This window comes from Streptomyces sp. EDA2-14 (assembly GCF_054963755.1).
Genome location: NZ_JBUEGE010000006.1, coordinates 293616 through 309753 on the forward strand (window position 1 = coordinate 293616; position 16138 = coordinate 309753).

The window sequence follows — 16138 nt, forward strand, 5'->3', positions numbered from 1 at the left end:
TCAGGCCCCCGCGCCACGCAGGCGGCGCACCGGCGCCTTCGCCTGCTCGGCACGCTCGGCGAGCTGGCCGACCATGAGGCGGACCACGCTGACGACCTCGGGGTCGTCGAGGTAGTACACCTGCCGTCGGCCCTCGCGGCGGGACCGTACGAGGCCCGCGAGCTTCAGCTTGGTCAGGTGCTGGCTGATGGCCGGCAGCGCGCCGCCCACCCGCTCGGCGAGCCCGCTCACATCGCTCTCGCCCTGCGCGAGGGCCCACACCATGTGCAGCCGCACCGGCGAGGCCAGCAGGGCGAACGCCTCGGCCGCCTCGGCGAGCACATCAGCGGACGGATCCTCGAACCGTCCTGCCTCTGCCACCACTGACCTTCTCCCGTCCCGCGCCGCACTCCCGGTATTCGTACGGGGGCAAGTCTAGGCGGGCCCGGGCCCCTCCCACGTCGTCGGCTCCCACAGGCCCGCGCGGCGCAGGGACTGGGGGCAGTGGAGGTAGATCTCGTCGATGTCGAGGAGCAGGGCCAGCTGCGGGGGCTGCCCCTTCACGGCCATGTCGGCGAAGAAGGGGGCGTCGGTGAGGATGCGGGCGCGGCCGTTGACGCGCAGGACGTCCCTGGCGCCGGGTATCAGGAAGAGCAGGCCCGCGTGCGGGTTCGACAGGATGTTGTGGAAGCTGTCGCCGCGGCGGTTGCCGGGGCGGTCCGGCAGGGCGATCGTGCGGTCGTCGACGACGTGCGCGAAGCCGGGGCCGTCGCCGCGCGGCGAGGTGTCGCAGTTGCCGTCCGCGTCGGACGTGGAGACCAGGCAGAACGGCGAGCGGGCCAGCAACCCGCGGTCCTTCTCGGTGAGTTCCCCGTGCACCTTTTCGATCACGATGGGCCAGGGCTCGCCGAGGATCTCGCGCAGCAGGGCCGGGTCGCGCAACTCCTCATAGCCGTCGGGGAGTCGGGGCGATCCGGGCGCGAGGGTGTCCGTGACGTGCGGCAAGCCGACTCCTGAGTCCGAGGTGGTTGATTCTCGTACCTTATCCGATGTTAGGTTAGGCTCCCCTAACGTTCGGAACGCCCTGTTCCGGCGCCTGCCGCTGCGCGGCCACAAGGTGAACAGGACGGAACGGTGCCACTCATAGCGCGCAGACCCCGCGGGCCCCTGCTCGCCGGGCTGCTGCCACTCGTCGTCGTGCTCGCGGGAGCCGTCCTGCTCAGCCTCGCCGTCGGCTCGGGCGACGTACCGCTCGGCGATGTGGTCGCGGGCCTGTTCCACCCGGACAGCGCCGACCCCGCCCAGCTGATCGTCCGTGAGGTCCGGATCCCGCGCACGGTCGCCGGGCTCCTCGCCGGAGTGGCGCTCGGGCTCGCGGGCACGGTGATGCAGGGCGTGGCCCGCAATCCGCTCGCCGACCCCGGACTGCTGGGCGTGAACGCCGGCGCCTCCGTCTTCGTCGTCTTCGCCATCAGCGTGCTCTCGCTGAGCGAGCCCTCGCAGTACATCTGGTTCGGCTTCCTCGGCGCGTGCCTCGCCGCCGTCCTCGTGTACGGGGTCGGCAGCCTCGGCCGCGACGGCGCGACCCCCGTGAAACTCGCCCTGGCCGGAGCCGCCGTGGCCGCCGCGCTCAGCTCGGTGACCAGCGCCATGCTGCTCACCGACCGCCGCACCTTCGACCAGTTCCGCTTCTGGCAGGTCGGCTCGCTGAACGGGCGCGAGCCCGAAGTGCTGTGGCAGGCGCTGCCGTTCATCGCCGTCGGCGCCGTCCTCGCGCTCGCCCTCGGGCCGCAGCTCAACACCCTCGCCCTCGGCGACGACACCGCCCGCGGGCTCGGCCAGCGGATCGCGCTCGCCCGGCTCGGCGCGGCCGCCTGCGTGGTGCTGCTGTGCGGGGCGGCGACCGTCGTCGCGGGCCCGATCGCCTTCGTGGGCCTGGCCGTTCCGCACGCCGCACGCCTGATCACCGGGCCCGACCACCGCTGGATCCTGCCGTACAGCGCGCTCATCGCACCCTCCGCGCTGCTCCTCGCCGACGTCGCCGGACGGCTCGTCGCACGCCCCGGCGAGGTGCAGGTCGGCGTGATGACGGCGGCGCTCGGCGCGATCCCCTTCGTCGTCCTCGTGCGCCGCAGGAACGAGGTGGCGCTGTGAGCACCGACCTCCGCCCCGCCGTCACCCGGGTCTCCGCCGTACGCCGCCGGGGGCGCGCCCGGTTCACCGCCGTCGGCGCGGTGCTCGCCGTCGCCGCGTTCGCCGCACTGTGCGTGTCGCTCGGCTTCGGCGACTACACGCTCCCGCTGACCGACGTCGTGCGCACCCTGTTCGGCGGCGGCGACAGCGGCACCCGGTTCGTGATCCTCGAACTGCGCCTGCCCCGCGCCCTGCTGGCGCTCCTCGTCGGCTGCTGCTTCGGCCTGTCAGGCGCCGTCTTCCAGACGCTGCTGCGCAACCCGCTGGCCAGCCCCGACATCATCGGCGTGAGTTCGGGCGCGGGCGCCGCCGCCGTGCTCGCCGGGGCGATCGCCGGGCTGAGCGGGCCTTCCCTGTCGGCGGTCGCGCTCGCGGGCGCGCTGGTGACGGGCGCAGCCGTCTATCTGCTCGCCTGGCGCAAGGGCGTCTCCGGCTACCGGCTCGTCCTCGTCGGGCTCGGCATCGGCACCGGCCTGTCCAGCCTCATCTCGTACCAGATGACCCGCTCCGAGGTGACCGAGGCGCAGACCGCGTTCCTGTGGCTGGCCGGGAGCATCAACGGGCGCTCCTGGCCGCAGTTCTGGCCGCTCCTCGGGGCCGCCGCGCTGCTGCTTCCGCTGACCGCGCTCGCCGCCCGCGCCCTGCCCGCACTGCAGCTCGGCGACGACACCGCCGGCGGGCTCGGCTCCCGCGTCGAACGGGACCGGCTCGCGCTCCTCGCCTGCGCCACCGCCCTCGCGGGCGTCGCCACGGCCGCCGCGGGACCGGTCGGCTTCGTCGCCTTCGTGTCCCCGCCGATCGCGCGCCGGCTCGTGCCGGGGCAGGGGGCGGCGCTGCTGCCGTCCGCGCTGACCGGGGCGCTGCTCGTGGTCGTCGCCGACTTCGCGGGACAGCACCTGCTGTCCGGCACCCAGCTCCCGGTCGGCATCGTCACCAGCGTGATCGGCGCCCCGTACCTGCTGTGGCTGCTCGCCCGCTCCAACCGCGCCGGACAGGGCGGCTGACCGTGCCCACCACCTCGTACGACCAGAAGGAGAAGCCCGTGGCGGCCCCGCACACCCTGCAGGCCCGCGGCCTCGAACTCGGCTACGGCGAGCGGCGGATCGTCTCCGGCCTCGACGTCGACATCCCCGCGGGCCGCATCACCGTCGTCGTCGGCCCCAACGCCTGCGGCAAGTCGACGCTGCTGCGCTCGATGGCCCGGCTGCTCACCCCGACCGACGGCGCCGTGCTGCTGGACGGGCGCGACATCCAGAAGACGTCCACCAAGGACGTCGCCGCGGTGCTCGGCGTGCTGCCGCAGACGCCGGTCGCGCCCGAGTCCATCACCGTCGCCGACCTGGTGGGCCGGGGCCGCTACCCGCACCAGGGCTGGTTCCGCCGCTGGACGGCCGCCGACGACGCGGCGGTCGCCGCCGCGCTGCACGCCACCGACGTCCTCGACCTCGCGGACCGGCCCCTCGACCAGCTCTCCGGCGGCCAGCGCCAGCGCGTGTGGATCGCGATGGCGCTCGCCCAGGAGACGGACGTGCTGCTGCTCGACGAGCCGACCACCTACCTCGACATCAGCCATCAGCTCGACGTCCTCGACCTGCTGACCGACCTCAACCGGGAGCGCGGCGTCACCCTCGTCGTCGTCCTCCACGACCTCAACCTGGCCTGCCGCTACGCCGACCACCTCGTCGCCATGAAGGACGGCCGGATCGTCGCCGAGGGCGCGCCCTCCGATGTCGTGACCGAGGCGCTCGTCGACGAGGTCTTCGGCCTGCGCAGCACCGTCATACCCGACCCGGCGTCCGGCACCCCGCTGATCGTGCCCATGGGCCGCCACCACATCAAGTAACCGTCTGTTCGTCGCTCGTAGAGAGAACACACCCATGTCGACCACCACACGTCGCCGCCTCTTCGTGGGCGCCGCCGCCCTCGTCCTCACCGGTTCGCTCGCCGCCTGCGGCTCCGACGACAGCGACGCCTCCGCCGGCCCGGGGCAGGAGTCCTCCGGCAGCTTCCCGGCGAAGGTGTCCACCAAGTTCGGCACCGTCACGGTGAAGGAGCGCCCCCAGCGCGTCGTCGCCCTCGGCTGGGGCGACGCCGAGACGGCGCTCGCGCTCGGCGTGCAGCCCGTCGGGGCGAGCGACTGGCTGGCGTTCGGCGGCGACGGCACGGGTCCGTGGGCCAAGGGGAAGTACGACAAGTCGCCGCAGAAGATCGGCACGCTGGAGCCCGAGTACGAGAAGATCGCGGCGCTCAAGCCGGACCTCATCCTCGACACCAAGGCCAGCGGCGACCAGACCCGCTACGACACCCTCAACAAGATCGCGCCGACGGTCGGTGTCCCCAAGGGCGGCGACCAGTACAAGATCTCGTGGAAGAAGCAGACCGAGATGGTCTCGCAGGCGCTCGGCCTCGCCGACAAGGGCGAGAAGCTGATCGACGACACGGAGCGGGAGTTCGCCGCGGCCGCGAAGAAGCACCCGGAGTTCAAGGGGAAGACCATCACGGTCGGCTCGCGCACCGCCTCGTCGTGGGGTGCCTACGTGCGCGGCACCGGCCGCGTCGACTTCGTGGAGCGGCTCGGCTTCAAGAACAACCCGGCCGTGGAGAAGAAGGCCGGCAGCGCGTTCTCCGTGCCCGTGTCGGAGGAGAACCTGCAGATGCTGGACGCCGACCTCATGGTGCTGGCGCCCATCGGCACCACCGCGAAGAAGATCGCCAACGACCCGCTCTACAAGGCGATCCCGGCGGCGAAGAAGGGCCACTCGCTCGTCTTCGACGACCCGAACCTCAGCTCGGCCTTCGCCACCGACTCCGTGCTGTCGGTGCGCTACGCGCTGAAGCACGTGGTGCCGCTGTTCGCGGAGAAGCTGAAGTAGTCACACGCGGCTGCCCGCCGCCGTGTCCGACGACAGGCGCTGCGCCACGTACACGGGGATCACGGACAGCAGGACGAGGACGACGGCCACCACGTTGACGACGGGGGCCTGCTGGGGGCGGGCCATGTTGGAGAAGATCCAGACGGGCAGCGTCTGGACGCCCGCCCCCGCCGTGAACGTCGTCACCACGATCTCGTCGAAGGACAGCGCGAACGCGAGCAGCCCACCCGCCGCGAGCGCCGAGCGCATCAGCGGGAACGTGATGTCGCGGAAGGTCCGGAAGGTGTCGGCGCCCAGGTCCATCGCCGCCTCCTCGTACGAATCGGCGAGGCGGCGCAGCCGGGCCGCCACGTTGTTGAAGACGACCACGACGCAGAACGTGGCGTGGCCGACGACCACCGTGAACAGGCCGAGGCCGATGCCGAGCGGTTCGAGGACCGTGCGGAAGGCCGTGTTGAGGGCGACGCCGGTGACGATGCCGGGCAGCGCGATCGGCAGGACCACCGCGAAGGAGATCGCCTCGCGGCCGAAGAAGCGGTAGCGGGACACCGCGAACGCGACGAGCGTGCCGAGGACGAGGGCGATCGCCGTGGCGCCGATGCCCGCCTTCACGGACGTCCACAGCGCGTCGCGGGCGCCCGCGCTGTGCAGGGCGTCGCCCCACCACTCCAGGGTGAGGCCCGGCGGCGGCCAGCCCGAACTGCGGTCCGGGTTGAGCGAGTTGACGACGACCAGGAGCAGCGGCACGTAGATGACGGCGAAGCCGAGGACGGCGGCGACGCGGAGCGCGATGCGTGCGGGGCGGGACAGGTGCACCACGGACTCCTTACGACGGATGGACTGTCACAGACTGCTGAGCGCGCCCGTGCGGCGCACCGCCAGCAGGTACAGCACGATGACGACGACCGGCACGGTGCCGAGCGCGGCGGCCAGCGGCAGGTCGAGCGTGATGTTCGAGTAGACGAGGTTGCCGATCAACTGCGTCTTGCCGCCCACGATCTGCACCGCGATGTAGTCGCCGAGGCTGAGCGAGAACGTGAAGACGGAGCCTGCCGCGACCGACGGCAGGACGAGCGGCAGCAGCACCGTGCGGAAGGTGCGCCAGGAGCGGGCACCGAGGTCGGCGGAGGCGTCGAGCACGCTGTCGGGGACGCGTTCGAGCCCGGCGTGGATCGGCAGGATCATGTACGGCAGCCAGAGGTACGTCAGGACGAGCACGGTCGCGACGAGCCCGTAGCCGGGTCCGTCCAGGCCGAACGGCTTCAGCAGCCAGTCGAGCAGGCCGCCCTGCGCGAGCATGACGCGCCACGCGTACGCCTTGACCAGATAGCTCGCCCACAGCGGCGTCAGGATCGCCACCACGAGCAGCGGGCGCCATCGGGGCCGGGCGACGCGCGCCGTGTAGAAGGCGATCGGGAACGCGACGACGACGCACAGCGCCGTCACCCCCAGCGCGACGCCCACGCTGCGCAGGGCCACCTGCCGGTACACGTCGGTCGTGAACAGCGCCTTGAAGTTGTCGAGCGTCCACGTCCGCACGATGTCCGACGTGAACGGGTCCGTGGTCCACAGGCCGGACAGGAACAGGACCGCGAGCGAGCCCAGGTAGGCGACGACCAGCCAGGTCAGCGGCGCGGCGAGCAGCAGGGTCAGGCGGAGCCGGGGGCTGCGGTGCAGCGCCCCGGCGGCGCGTTTCGAGGTCAGTGCCACGTCACCCCTTGATCTCCGTCCAGGCCTGCACCCACTTCGCGTACGGCACGCACGTGGTGTCGGTGCGGCCGTCGAGGCACTGCGGGATGGGCGTGGTCCAGAAGTGGACCTTCTTCCAGTACGCGGCGTCGTCTGCGTGGTACGTCGCGCAGTGCCCCGGGTCGCTGGTCTCCTCGCACGCCGCGGCGTTGGCGGGGGCCTCGCCGAAGTACTCGGCGACCTGCGCGTTCACCTTCGGCGAGACGATCCAGTCGAGCCACTTGTAGGCGCAGTTGGGGTGCTCGGCCTTGGCGGACACCATCCAGGTGTCGGACCAGCCGGTGGAGCCCTCCTTGGGCAGGACCGCCTTCACGGGGGCCTTCTCGCCCTGCGCGGTGTTCAGGATGACCTGCCAGCTGGTGCCGACGACGGAGTCGCCGCTCTTGAACGCGGAGACCTCCTTGAGGTAGTCGCTCCAGTACTCGCCGACGCTGGCGTTCTGCTTCTTCAGCAGGCCCACCGCCGCGTCGAACTGTTTCTGGTCGAGCGCGTAGGGGTTCTTGATGCCGAGGTCGGGTTTGGTCTTCATCAGGTACAGGGCGGCGTCGGCGATGTAGATCGGCGAATCGTAGGCGGTGACGTGCCCCTTGTGCTGCCCGGCGTCGTCGAAGACGGCCCTCCACGAGTCGGGGGCGGGCTTCACCTTGTCGGTGCGGTACATGAGGAGGTTGGCGCCGCGGCCGTGCGGAATGCCGTAGGGGACGCCCTTGACCGAGTTCCAGTCCTGGTTCTTCAGACCGGGGAAGACGTCCTTGTAGTTCGGTACGAGCTTGGTGTTGACGGGGGCGGCGTCGCCGGAGGCGATGAGGCGCAGCGAGGCGTCGCCGGAGGCGGAGACGGCGTCGTACTGGCCCGTCTTCATCAGGTTGACCATCTCGTCGGAGGTTCCGGCGACCTTCGTGGAGACCTGGCAGCCGGTCTGTTTCTCGAAGGGGTGGACCCAGTCGACCTTCGGGTCGTTGGAGCCGTCCTCGGCGTAGCCGGCCCAGGCGATGAGGTTGACCTTGCCCTCGGTCCTGCCGAGGGACTTGGGGGCGGACATCTTCGGCGGGGTGAAGCCCTGTCCGCCGGGCGCGCTCTTCGCGCCGCCGCCGTCGTCGGAGGAGCCGCAGGCGGTGGCGAGCAGCAGCCCGCCGAGCGCGGTGGCGGCCATCAGGGTCCGGGTTGCGCGCACGTGAACACTCCCTGGTCGTCGGGGTGGGTCGACTTCACTGGTGCAGGGGGACGTTGTGCCGCCGGTGCCAGCGCAGCAGCACGCGGGCGCCGGGTGGTGCGGGCGCGTGGGCCGCGTCGTGACCGGTTCCGCTGTTCTGGCGTACGACGACGAAGCGCACGCCCGCGTCGGTGTCGACGACGACGCGGGTGCTGTCCCCCAGGTACACGGCGTCGGCCACGGTGCCGCGCACCTCGCTGTGGTCGCCGCGATCCCGCTCCGCGTCCGGGTCGAGCACCCGGATCTTCTCGGGTCTGACGCCGAACGTCCCTGCTCGGCCCACGAGCAGTTCGGCGGCGGCCCCCGTGAGGGTGTTGGAGGTGCCGACGAAGGACGCGACGAAGGCGGAGGCCGGACTCTCGTACAACTCCCTCGGCGTGCCGACCTGTTCGACGCGTCCGGCGCGCATGACGGCGACGCGGTCGCTGAGCGCGAGGGCCTCGGCCTGGTCGTGGGTGACGAGGACGAAGGTGATGCCGACCTCGCGCTGCAACTCCTTCAGCTCGGTCTGCATCTGTTCGCGCAGCTTGAGGTCGAGGGCGCCGAGGGGTTCGTCGAGCAGCAGCACGCGGGGGCGCACCACCAGCGCCCGCGCCAGGGCGACGCGCTGGCGCTGGCCGCCGGAGAGCTGCCCTGGCCTGCGGCCGCCGTAGCCCTCCAGGCGTACGGAGGCCAGGGCGGCGCGGGCCCGCTCGGCCTGTTCCCGGCGCGGGACGCCGCGCACCTTCAGGCCGTACGCGACGTTCTGCTCCACGTTCATGTGCGGGAACAGGGCGTAGTCCTGGAAGACGGTGGTGACGTCGCGCTCGAAGGGCGCGCGCCGGGTCACGTCCTCGCCGGCGAGGTGGACCGAGCCGCCCGTAGGGGTCTCGAAACCGGCGACGAGCCGCAGCACGGTCGTCTTGCCCGACCCGGAGGGCCCGAGCAGCGAGAAGAACTCGCCCTCGGTCACGTCGAGTTCGATCCCGTCGACGGCGCTCACGTCACCGAACGACTTGCGCAGCTCCCGCAGCCCGATCGCTGCGCTCTCCTCGGCGGTAGCCATAGCCGTAGATCATGCACACTTCAACGTCGGCCACAAGGGCGCGGGGAGCCCGGCGATCATGTTTGTGCGGAATTGACGGATCCTGCACCTCACCAGTGCCGATCGTCACACCAGCATCACGGTTGAGATCGGTGACAGAGGTCACTCGAATTTCGACCGGCTTCATGCGCACGGATTCCGTCATTCCGCCGTCTATTCAAGTGAGGCCGTGCAGTGGTCCCACCGTCCAGCCGTCACAAGGGAGCAGGCGTTGTCCGTCATCGAGCAAGCCGTCGAGGCCCGTCTCGTCGCCGCCGCGCCGCGCATGGCGCACATTCCGGCGACTCTGCGTTACGACGTGCGCGACCCGTTCGCCGTGTGCATGTCCTTCCCGGCCCCGGCGACCCTCGAAGGCGTCGCCGTGAGCTGGACCTTTGCACGGGAGCTGCTCGCCAGCGGGGTCACCGGCCCGGCCGGCGCGGGCGACGTACGGGTGAAGCCGTACGGGTACGACCGCACGGTCCTGGAGTTCCACGCCGTCGAGGGCACCGCCGTCGTGCACATCCGCACCGGTGAGCTGCGCCGCTTCCTGACGGAGACGACGGACCTGGTGCCGGTCGGCGAGGAGGCCTCGCACGTGGACGTGGACGGCGACCTGGAGGAGTTGCTGCGCGACGCCTTTTAAATCCTTTGACGGCCCCGGCAGGTGCTTCTACCTTGGTTGACGGTTCTGTTGCCGTCGATAGGAGAAGGACGTTGCTCGACTGAGGTCCTGAGACACCGCGCATGACACGCCCTCGCGTGTCCGTGCCGTCGTGTGTGCGACCTCGGTTTCCCGAGCCGTCCCCGCAGCAGGCCTTCTGTGCCCCTCGCGGTGTCTCGAACGCGTTGCATCCCACCGTTCGCACCGAGCAACCGCGAGGCCGCCTCATGTCACATCCCCAGAGTTTTTCGCACGCCGCCCCCGCCTCCGTCGCCTGCACCGCGCTGGAGTTCTCCTGGCCCGACGGCACCGGAGTCTTCGACGGGCTGCAGGTCGCCTTCGGCCCCGGCCGCACCGGCCTCATCGGCGTCAACGGGTCGGGCAAGTCGACCCTGCTGAAGCTGATCGCCGGCGAACTGACCCCGGCCGACGGCACCGTGCGGGTGTCCGGCGAGGTCGGGTACCTGCCGCAGAACGTCACCCTCGACACCGCGCTCCGCGTCGACCAGGCGCTCGGCATCGCCGGGACCCGCGCCGCCCTCCACGCCATCGAGGCGGGCGACGTACGGGAGGAGCACTTCACCGCGGTCGGCGACGACTGGGACGTCGAGGAGCGGGCGCACGCCATGCTCGGCGAGCTCGGTCTCGGCCACGTCGACCTGGACCGCACGATCGGTGAGGTCTCCGGCGGCGAGTCCGTGCTGCTGCGGCTCGCCGCTCTGCTGCTGCGCCGGCCCGACGTACTGCTGCTCGACGAACCCACCAACAATCTCGACCTGCGCGCCCGGCAGCGGCTCTACGCCGCCGTCGAGGGCTGGTCCGGGGTCATGATCGTGGTCAGCCACGACCGGGAACTCCTCGACCGCGTCGACCAGATCGCCGACCTGAGGGACGGCGAGGTCGCCTGGTACGGCGGGAACTTCTCCGCCTACGAGGAGGTGCTCGCCGCCGAGCAGGAGGCGGCGGAGCGGATGGTGCGGGTCGCCGAGTCCGACCTGAAGAAGCAGAAGCAGGAACTGACCGAAGCCCACGTCAAGCTGGCCCGGCGCAAGCGGTACGGCCAGAAGATGTACGACATCAAGCGCGAACCGAGGGCGGTGATGAAACTGCGCAAACGCTCGGCCCAGGTCTCCGCCGGAAAGCACCGCATCCTGCACGAGGAGAAGCTCGCCGAGGCGAAGGAGCGCCTCGACGAGGCCGTGGACGCGGTGCGCGACGACGACGAGATCCGCGTCGACCTGCCGTACACGGCGGTGCCGCCGGGCCGCTCCGTGCTCACGCTGCGCGAGCTGCGACTGGCGTACGGGGCGCGCGTGGACGGCGAGTGGGAGCTGCGCGGGCCCGAACGCATCGCGCTCGTCGGACGCAACGGCTCGGGCAAGACGACGCTCCTGCGCACCATCGCGGGCGAGCTGGAACCGGTCGCGGGCGAGACCGAGGCGCATGTCCCGCTGCGCTTCCTGCCGCAGCGCCTCGACGTGCTCGACGAGGAGCTGAGCGTCGCCGAGAACGTGGCCCGGTTCGCGCCGGACGCCACCAACAACCGGGTCAGGGCGCGGCTCGCCCGCTTCCTGTTCCGGGGCGCCAAGGCCGACCAGCCGGCCGCGACGCTGTCCGGCGGCGAACGCTTCCGTGCGGCGCTCGCCGCGCTGATGCTCGCCGAGCCCGCCCCGCAGCTGCTGATGCTGGACGAGCCGACGAACAACCTGGACCTCGCGAGCGTGCGCCAGCTCACCTCGGCCCTGGAGTCGTACGAGGGGGCGCTCGTCGTGGCCAGCCACGACCTGCCGTTCCTGGAGTCGATCGGCGTGACGCGCTGGCTGCTGATGGACGGGACGCTCCGGGACGCGACGCTGGAGGAGGTGCGGGCCGCCTAGGGGGCCTTCTCCGGAAACGGTCCGGATACCCGACAGAAGGTGTCGGGTATCCGGCCTAGCGTCGCTGACATGCAGCGCACCAAAACCACCGATACCGGTCACCGCTTCATCCGCATCGTCGGCGCCCGCGAGAACAACCTGCGGGACGTCACCCTGCGCATCCCCAAGGAACGGCTCACCGTCTTCACGGGCGTGTCGGGATCCGGCAAGTCGTCCGTCGTCTTCGACACCATCGCCGTGGAGTCGCAGCGGCAGCTGTCCGAGACGTACCCCTGGTTCGTCCGCAACCGGCTGCCCAAGCACGAGAAGCCGCACGCGGACGCCCTGGAGGAGCTGACGCCCGCGATCGTCGTCGACCAGAGGCCGATCGGCGGGCACTCCCGGTCGACGGTCGGCACGATGACCGACGTGTACTCGGTGATCCGCGTGCTGTTCTCCCGGCACGGGACACCGAGCGCCGGGCCCGCGACGGCCTACTCGTTCAACGACCCGGGCGGGATGTGCCCCGAGTGCGACGGGCTCGGGCGCACGGTCCGCCCCGACTACGGACGCATCCTCGATCCGTCGAAGTCCCTGGAGGGCGGCGCGGTCCTGTTCCCGCCGTTCGCCGCCGGGACCTGGCAGGGGCAGACGTACACCAACACCACCGACCTCGACACCGCCAAGCCCGTGGGCGAGTTCACCGCCGCCGAGCGGGAGTTCCTGATGCGCGGGCGCGGGCGGACGGTCAACGTCGCGAACACCGGAGGCCGCCGCGACATCGACTTCGAGGGGCTCGCCGACCGCTTCGAGCGGCTGTACCTGCACCGGGACCTGTCGACACTCGGCGCGCGCACCCGCGAGCTCGTCGGCCGGTACCTGACCGAGGGCACCTGCCCGGTCTGCGAGGGGGCACGCCTGAACTCCGCCGCGCTTGCCACCCGCGTCGAGGGGCTGGGCATCGCCGACTGCACGAGCATGGAGATCGGCGAGCTGATCCCGGTCCTGCGCCGCATCGAGGGCGCCGTCGCCGGGGAGATCGCCGGGGCCGCCGTCACCGCCCTGGAGCGCATCGAGGCGATCGGCCTTGGCTACCTCAGCCTGGACCGGGAGACGTCGACGCTCTCGGGCGGCGAGGGGCAGCGCCTGAAGACCGTGCGCCATCTCGGCTCCAGCCTGACCGGGATGACGTACATCTTCGACGAGCCGAGCGTCGGCCTGCACCCGCGTGACGTGGGGCGGCTGGGCGAACTGCTGCTGCGGCTTCGCGACAAGGGCAACACCGTCCTCGTCGTCGAGCACGACCCCGATGTCGTCGCGGTCGCCGACCACGTCGTCGACATGGGCCCGGCGGGCGGAGCCGACGGCGGGCGCGTGGTGTTCGAGGGCACGCCGGGCGCGCTGCGGCGCGCGGACACGCTCACCGGCCGCTGCCTGCGCCGCGGCGGCGGAGTGAAGGAGCACCCGCGCGCCGCGACCGGGCACGTGACGGTCGAGGGCGCGCGTGTGCACAACCTCAAGGACGTCACCGTGCGCGTGCCGACCGGGGTGCTCACCGCCGTCACCGGGGTCGCCGGGTCCGGCAAGAGCTCCCTGGTGTCGGGGGCTCTGTGCGCCGCGCACCCGGAGGCCGTGGTCGTCGACCAGTCGTCGATCGGGATCTCCGGGCGCTCCACCCCGGCGACGTATCTCGGGATCATGGACACCGTGCGGAAGGTGTTCGCGCGCGAGACCGGCACGAAGCCGGGCCTGTTCAGCTTCAACTCGGACGGGGCGTGCGAGCGGTGCGAGGGGCGCGGCGTGATCCACAGCGATCTCGCGTTCATGGACCCGGTGACCACGGTGTGCGAGGCGTGCGCGGGGCGGCGCTTCAACGACGAGGTGCTGGGCCTGACCGTGCGCGGCCGGTCCGTCGCCGACGTGCTCGACATGACGGCCGCGCAGGCCCTCGATCACTTCGCCGACCTCGACGACAAGGGCGTACGGCGCCGACTGCGCGCCCTGCACGAGGTCGGCCTCACCTATCTCACGCTCGGCCAACCGCTGAGCACGCTGTCCGGCGGCGAGCGCCAGCGGATCAAACTGGCCACGCAGCTGCACCGGACCTCGGCGACGTACGTCCTGGACGAGCCGACCACCGGGCTGCACATGGCCGACGTCGACGGGCTCGTGGCGCTGCTCGACCGGCTCGTCGACGCGGGCAACAGCGTGGTCGTCGTCGAGCACAACCTCGACGTGGTCCGGCGGGCGGACTGGATTATCGATCTGGGCCCCGAGGGCGGCCGGCACGGCGGCGAGGTGCTGTTCGAGGGCACACCGGCCCAACTCCTCGACGCGGACGGATCGTTCACGGCCGAGCACCTGCGGCGGGCCGTCGCGGGCGCGGGCGGGCCGGGTGAGGGGGACGTGACGGCCGCGTGACAGGGGATTCCGCGACACGTGTCGTCCTGTGCATGATGTGCGCCGTCACCCCATTTCGTCGCCATGGAGTCCGCCGTGCCCAGCAAGAAGGCCCTCGTCCGCCGCCCCGGACCGCGCATCGCGGACGGTCTCGTCACCCACATCGAGCGGAGCCCGGTCGACGCCGCGAAGGCGCAGGACCAGTGGAAGGGCTACGTCGACGCCCTTGAGGCGCACGGCTGGGAGACGTTCCTGGTGGAGCCGGTCGACCTGTGCGCGGACGCCGTGTTCGTGGAGGACGCGGTGGTCGTCTTCCGCAACGTCGCACTGATCACACGGTCCGGCGCCGAGTCGCGGCGCCCGGAGACGCCGGGCGTCGAGGAGGCGGTGGCGCGGCTCGGCTGCTCCGTCAACTGGGTGTGGGAGCCCGGCACCCTGGACGGCGGCGATGTACTGAAGGTGGGCGACACGATCTACGTGGGGCGCGGCGGGCGCACGAACGCGGCGGGCGTGCACCAGTTGCGCGCCGTCTTCGAACCGCTGGGCGCCCGCGTCGTCGCCGTGCCCCTGAGCAAGGTGCTGCACCTGAAGTCGGCGGTGACCGCGCTGCCCGACGGCACCGTCATCGGGTATCCGCCGCTGGTGGAGCACCCTTCGCTGTTCCCGCGCTTCCTGCCGGTGCCGGAGGAGTCGGGGGCGCACGTGGTGCTGCTGGGCGAGGACCGGCTGCTCATGGCGGAGAGCGCGCCGAAGTCGGCGGAGCTGCTCGCGGACCTCGGTTACGAGCCCGTTCTGGTCGACATCTCCGAATTCGAGAAGCTGGAGGGGTGTGTGACCTGCCTCTCAGTTCGGCTGCGAGGGCTCCACACGTAACCGTGATCTTTATGGGGCGCTTAACCTACGGCAACGTAACCTACGACACCGTAGGTATCTCCGCTCGCACCACCTCCGTCCCCCAGGAGCTCTCGTGACCGTCATCTCCCCCCGCCTCGGGTCGTCGACCACATGGACCGACGCCCGCCTGCTCTACGCGCTGGAAGAAGTCGTCGAGCAGGAGCTCAACCGGCACCTCAAGGTCGCCAAGGACTGGATGCCGCACGACTACGTGCCGTGGTCCGACGCCCGCAACTTCCCCGAGTTCTTCGAGGACGGCGAGGCCTGGTCCAAGGAGCAGTCCAAGGTCACCGAGGTCGGCCGCATCGCCCTCATCGTCAACCTGCTCACCGAGGACAACCTCCCCAGCTACCACCACGAGATCGCCTCGCTGTTCGGCCGCGACGGCGCGTGGGGCACGTGGGTGCACCGCTGGACGGCCGAGGAGGGCCGGCACGGCATCGTGATGCGCGACTACCTGCTCGCGTCGCGCGCCGTCGACCCCGACAAGCTGGAATCCTTCCGCATGTCGCACATGAGCGAGGGCTTCGAGTCGGACAACCGGCACTCGATGCTGCACTCGGTCGCCTACGTCTCCTTCCAGGAGCTGGCCACCCGCATCTCGCACCGCAACACGGGACACCAGTCCGGCGACCCGGTCTGCGACCGCATGCTCGCCCGCATCGCCACGGACGAGAACCTGCACATGGTCTTCTACCGCAACCTCCTCAAGGCCGCGTTCGAGATCGCCCCCGACCTCACGATGCAGGCCGTCCGCGACGTCGTCGTGAACTTCCGGATGCCCGGCCACGGCATCCCCGGCTTCGAGCGCGCCGCCGCGCAGATGGCGATCGGCGAGGTCTACAACCTGCGCATCCACCACGACGACGTGATCCAGCCCGTGCTGCGCTTCCTGAAGGTCATGGAGATCGACGGCCTGGGCCCCGAGGGCCTCAAGGCGCAGGAGGAGCTGGGCCTGTTCATGAACGGCCTGGACTCCGAGGCCTCGAAGTTCGACGAGAAGCTGGCGGCCCGCAAGGCGCGCATGGCGGCACGGGCGGCGTCCTAGGGGCTGCGCCGCCAGATCAAGCCCCACCGGCGATTGAGGAGCGGGGTCCGGGGCGGAGCCCCGTGTCGTGGGCCGGGTGGACGCGCCTTCCGGCCCACGCCCGCTGTTACGGCGCCGTACCGGTCCGCGACGCCGCGTCCCGCACGTCCGGAGAAGGGTGCGCCCGCAGCGCGGCCGGGCGGGCCCAGTGAATATCGGCTCGGCCA

At 71.3% G+C, this 16138-nt stretch carries 15 protein-coding genes; 9 read left to right on the forward strand and 6 right to left on the reverse strand.

Annotated elements, in window-relative coordinates:
- Both ACY34M_RS19110 and ACY34M_RS19115 read right to left on the reverse strand, forming a co-directional pair.
- Positions 1–360 (reverse strand): ArsR/SmtB family transcription factor, encoded by a 360-nt coding sequence (locus tag ACY34M_RS19110; RefSeq protein WP_462720405.1) that lies wholly within the window; start codon positions 358–360, stop codon positions 1–3.
- A gap of 54 nt (positions 361–414) precedes the next feature.
- Complete coding sequence (locus ACY34M_RS19115) at positions 415–984, reverse strand: MSMEG_1061 family FMN-dependent PPOX-type flavoprotein (RefSeq protein ID WP_462720406.1); 570 nt, start codon at positions 982–984, stop codon at positions 415–417.
- A 129-nt stretch (positions 985–1113) separates the two neighbouring features.
- Between ACY34M_RS19115 and ACY34M_RS19120 the strand changes: the two genes are divergently transcribed.
- From ACY34M_RS19120 to ACY34M_RS19135, 4 genes are read left to right on the forward strand one after another with little or no spacing between them, the layout of a single operon-like run.
- Entirely contained in the window at positions 1114–2133 is a 1020-nt protein-coding gene (locus ACY34M_RS19120) for a FecCD family ABC transporter permease (protein ID WP_462720407.1), read from the forward strand.
- Positions 2130–3176: a FecCD family ABC transporter permease gene (locus ACY34M_RS19125; RefSeq protein ID WP_462720408.1), complete on the forward strand. Its 1047-nt coding sequence runs from the start codon at positions 2130–2132 to the stop codon at positions 3174–3176. Before ACY34M_RS19120 ends, ACY34M_RS19125 begins: the two co-directional genes overlap by 4 nt.
- Positions 3177–3178: 2 nt before the next feature.
- The gene (locus ACY34M_RS19130) at positions 3179–4015 is read left to right on the forward strand and encodes an ABC transporter ATP-binding protein (protein ID WP_462720409.1); all 837 of its coding nucleotides are present in this window, start codon (positions 3179–3181) and stop codon (positions 4013–4015) included.
- 34 nt (positions 4016–4049) lie between these two features.
- Positions 4050–5045, forward strand: coding sequence for an iron-siderophore ABC transporter substrate-binding protein (locus ACY34M_RS19135; RefSeq protein WP_462720410.1), 996 nt, complete (start codon positions 4050–4052; stop codon positions 5043–5045).
- Here the strand turns inward: ACY34M_RS19135 and ACY34M_RS19140 are convergent, their stop codons facing one another.
- The 4 genes from ACY34M_RS19140 to ACY34M_RS19155 are packed head-to-tail and all read right to left on the reverse strand — an operon-like array spanning position 5046 to position 9052.
- Entirely contained in the window at positions 5046–5861 is an 816-nt protein-coding gene (locus ACY34M_RS19140) for an ABC transporter permease (RefSeq protein WP_462720411.1), read from the reverse strand.
- A gap of 27 nt (positions 5862–5888) precedes the next feature.
- Complete coding sequence (locus tag ACY34M_RS19145) at positions 5889–6755, reverse strand: ABC transporter permease (protein WP_462720412.1); 867 nt, start codon at positions 6753–6755, stop codon at positions 5889–5891.
- Position 6756: 1 nt separating this feature from the next.
- On the reverse strand, positions 6757–7968 hold the full coding sequence (locus ACY34M_RS19150) for an ABC transporter substrate-binding protein (protein WP_462720413.1): 1212 nt from the start codon (positions 7966–7968) through the stop codon (positions 6757–6759).
- Between the two features lie 34 nt (positions 7969–8002).
- The gene (locus ACY34M_RS19155; protein WP_462720414.1) at positions 8003–9052 is read right to left on the reverse strand and encodes an ABC transporter ATP-binding protein; all 1050 of its coding nucleotides are present in this window, start codon (positions 9050–9052) and stop codon (positions 8003–8005) included.
- Between the two features lie 304 nt (positions 9053–9356).
- Between ACY34M_RS19155 and ssgD the strand changes: the two genes are divergently transcribed.
- The 5 genes from ssgD (at position 9357) to ACY34M_RS19180 (ending at position 15932) form a co-directional block, all read left to right on the forward strand.
- Positions 9357–9716 carry a spore wall synthesis regulator SsgD gene (ssgD, locus tag ACY34M_RS19160; RefSeq protein WP_462720443.1) on the forward strand — a complete coding sequence of 120 codons (360 nt, stop codon included), beginning with the start codon at positions 9357–9359 and terminating at the stop codon, positions 9714–9716.
- Between the two features lie 245 nt (positions 9717–9961).
- Positions 9962–11611 carry an ABC-F family ATP-binding cassette domain-containing protein gene (locus tag ACY34M_RS19165; protein ID WP_462720415.1) on the forward strand — a complete coding sequence of 550 codons (1650 nt, stop codon included), beginning with the start codon at positions 9962–9964 and terminating at the stop codon, positions 11609–11611.
- A 69-nt stretch (positions 11612–11680) separates the two neighbouring features.
- Complete coding sequence (locus ACY34M_RS19170) at positions 11681–14011, forward strand: ATP-binding cassette domain-containing protein (RefSeq protein WP_462720416.1); 2331 nt, start codon at positions 11681–11683, stop codon at positions 14009–14011.
- Between the two features lie 75 nt (positions 14012–14086).
- Positions 14087–14863 carry a dimethylargininase gene (gene ddaH, locus ACY34M_RS19175; RefSeq protein WP_462720417.1) on the forward strand — a complete coding sequence of 259 codons (777 nt, stop codon included), beginning with the start codon at positions 14087–14089 and terminating at the stop codon, positions 14861–14863.
- 94 nt (positions 14864–14957) lie between these two features.
- Positions 14958–15932, forward strand: coding sequence for an acyl-ACP desaturase (locus tag ACY34M_RS19180; protein ID WP_462720418.1), 975 nt, complete (start codon positions 14958–14960; stop codon positions 15930–15932).
- The last annotated feature ends 206 nt before the right edge of the window (positions 15933–16138 follow it).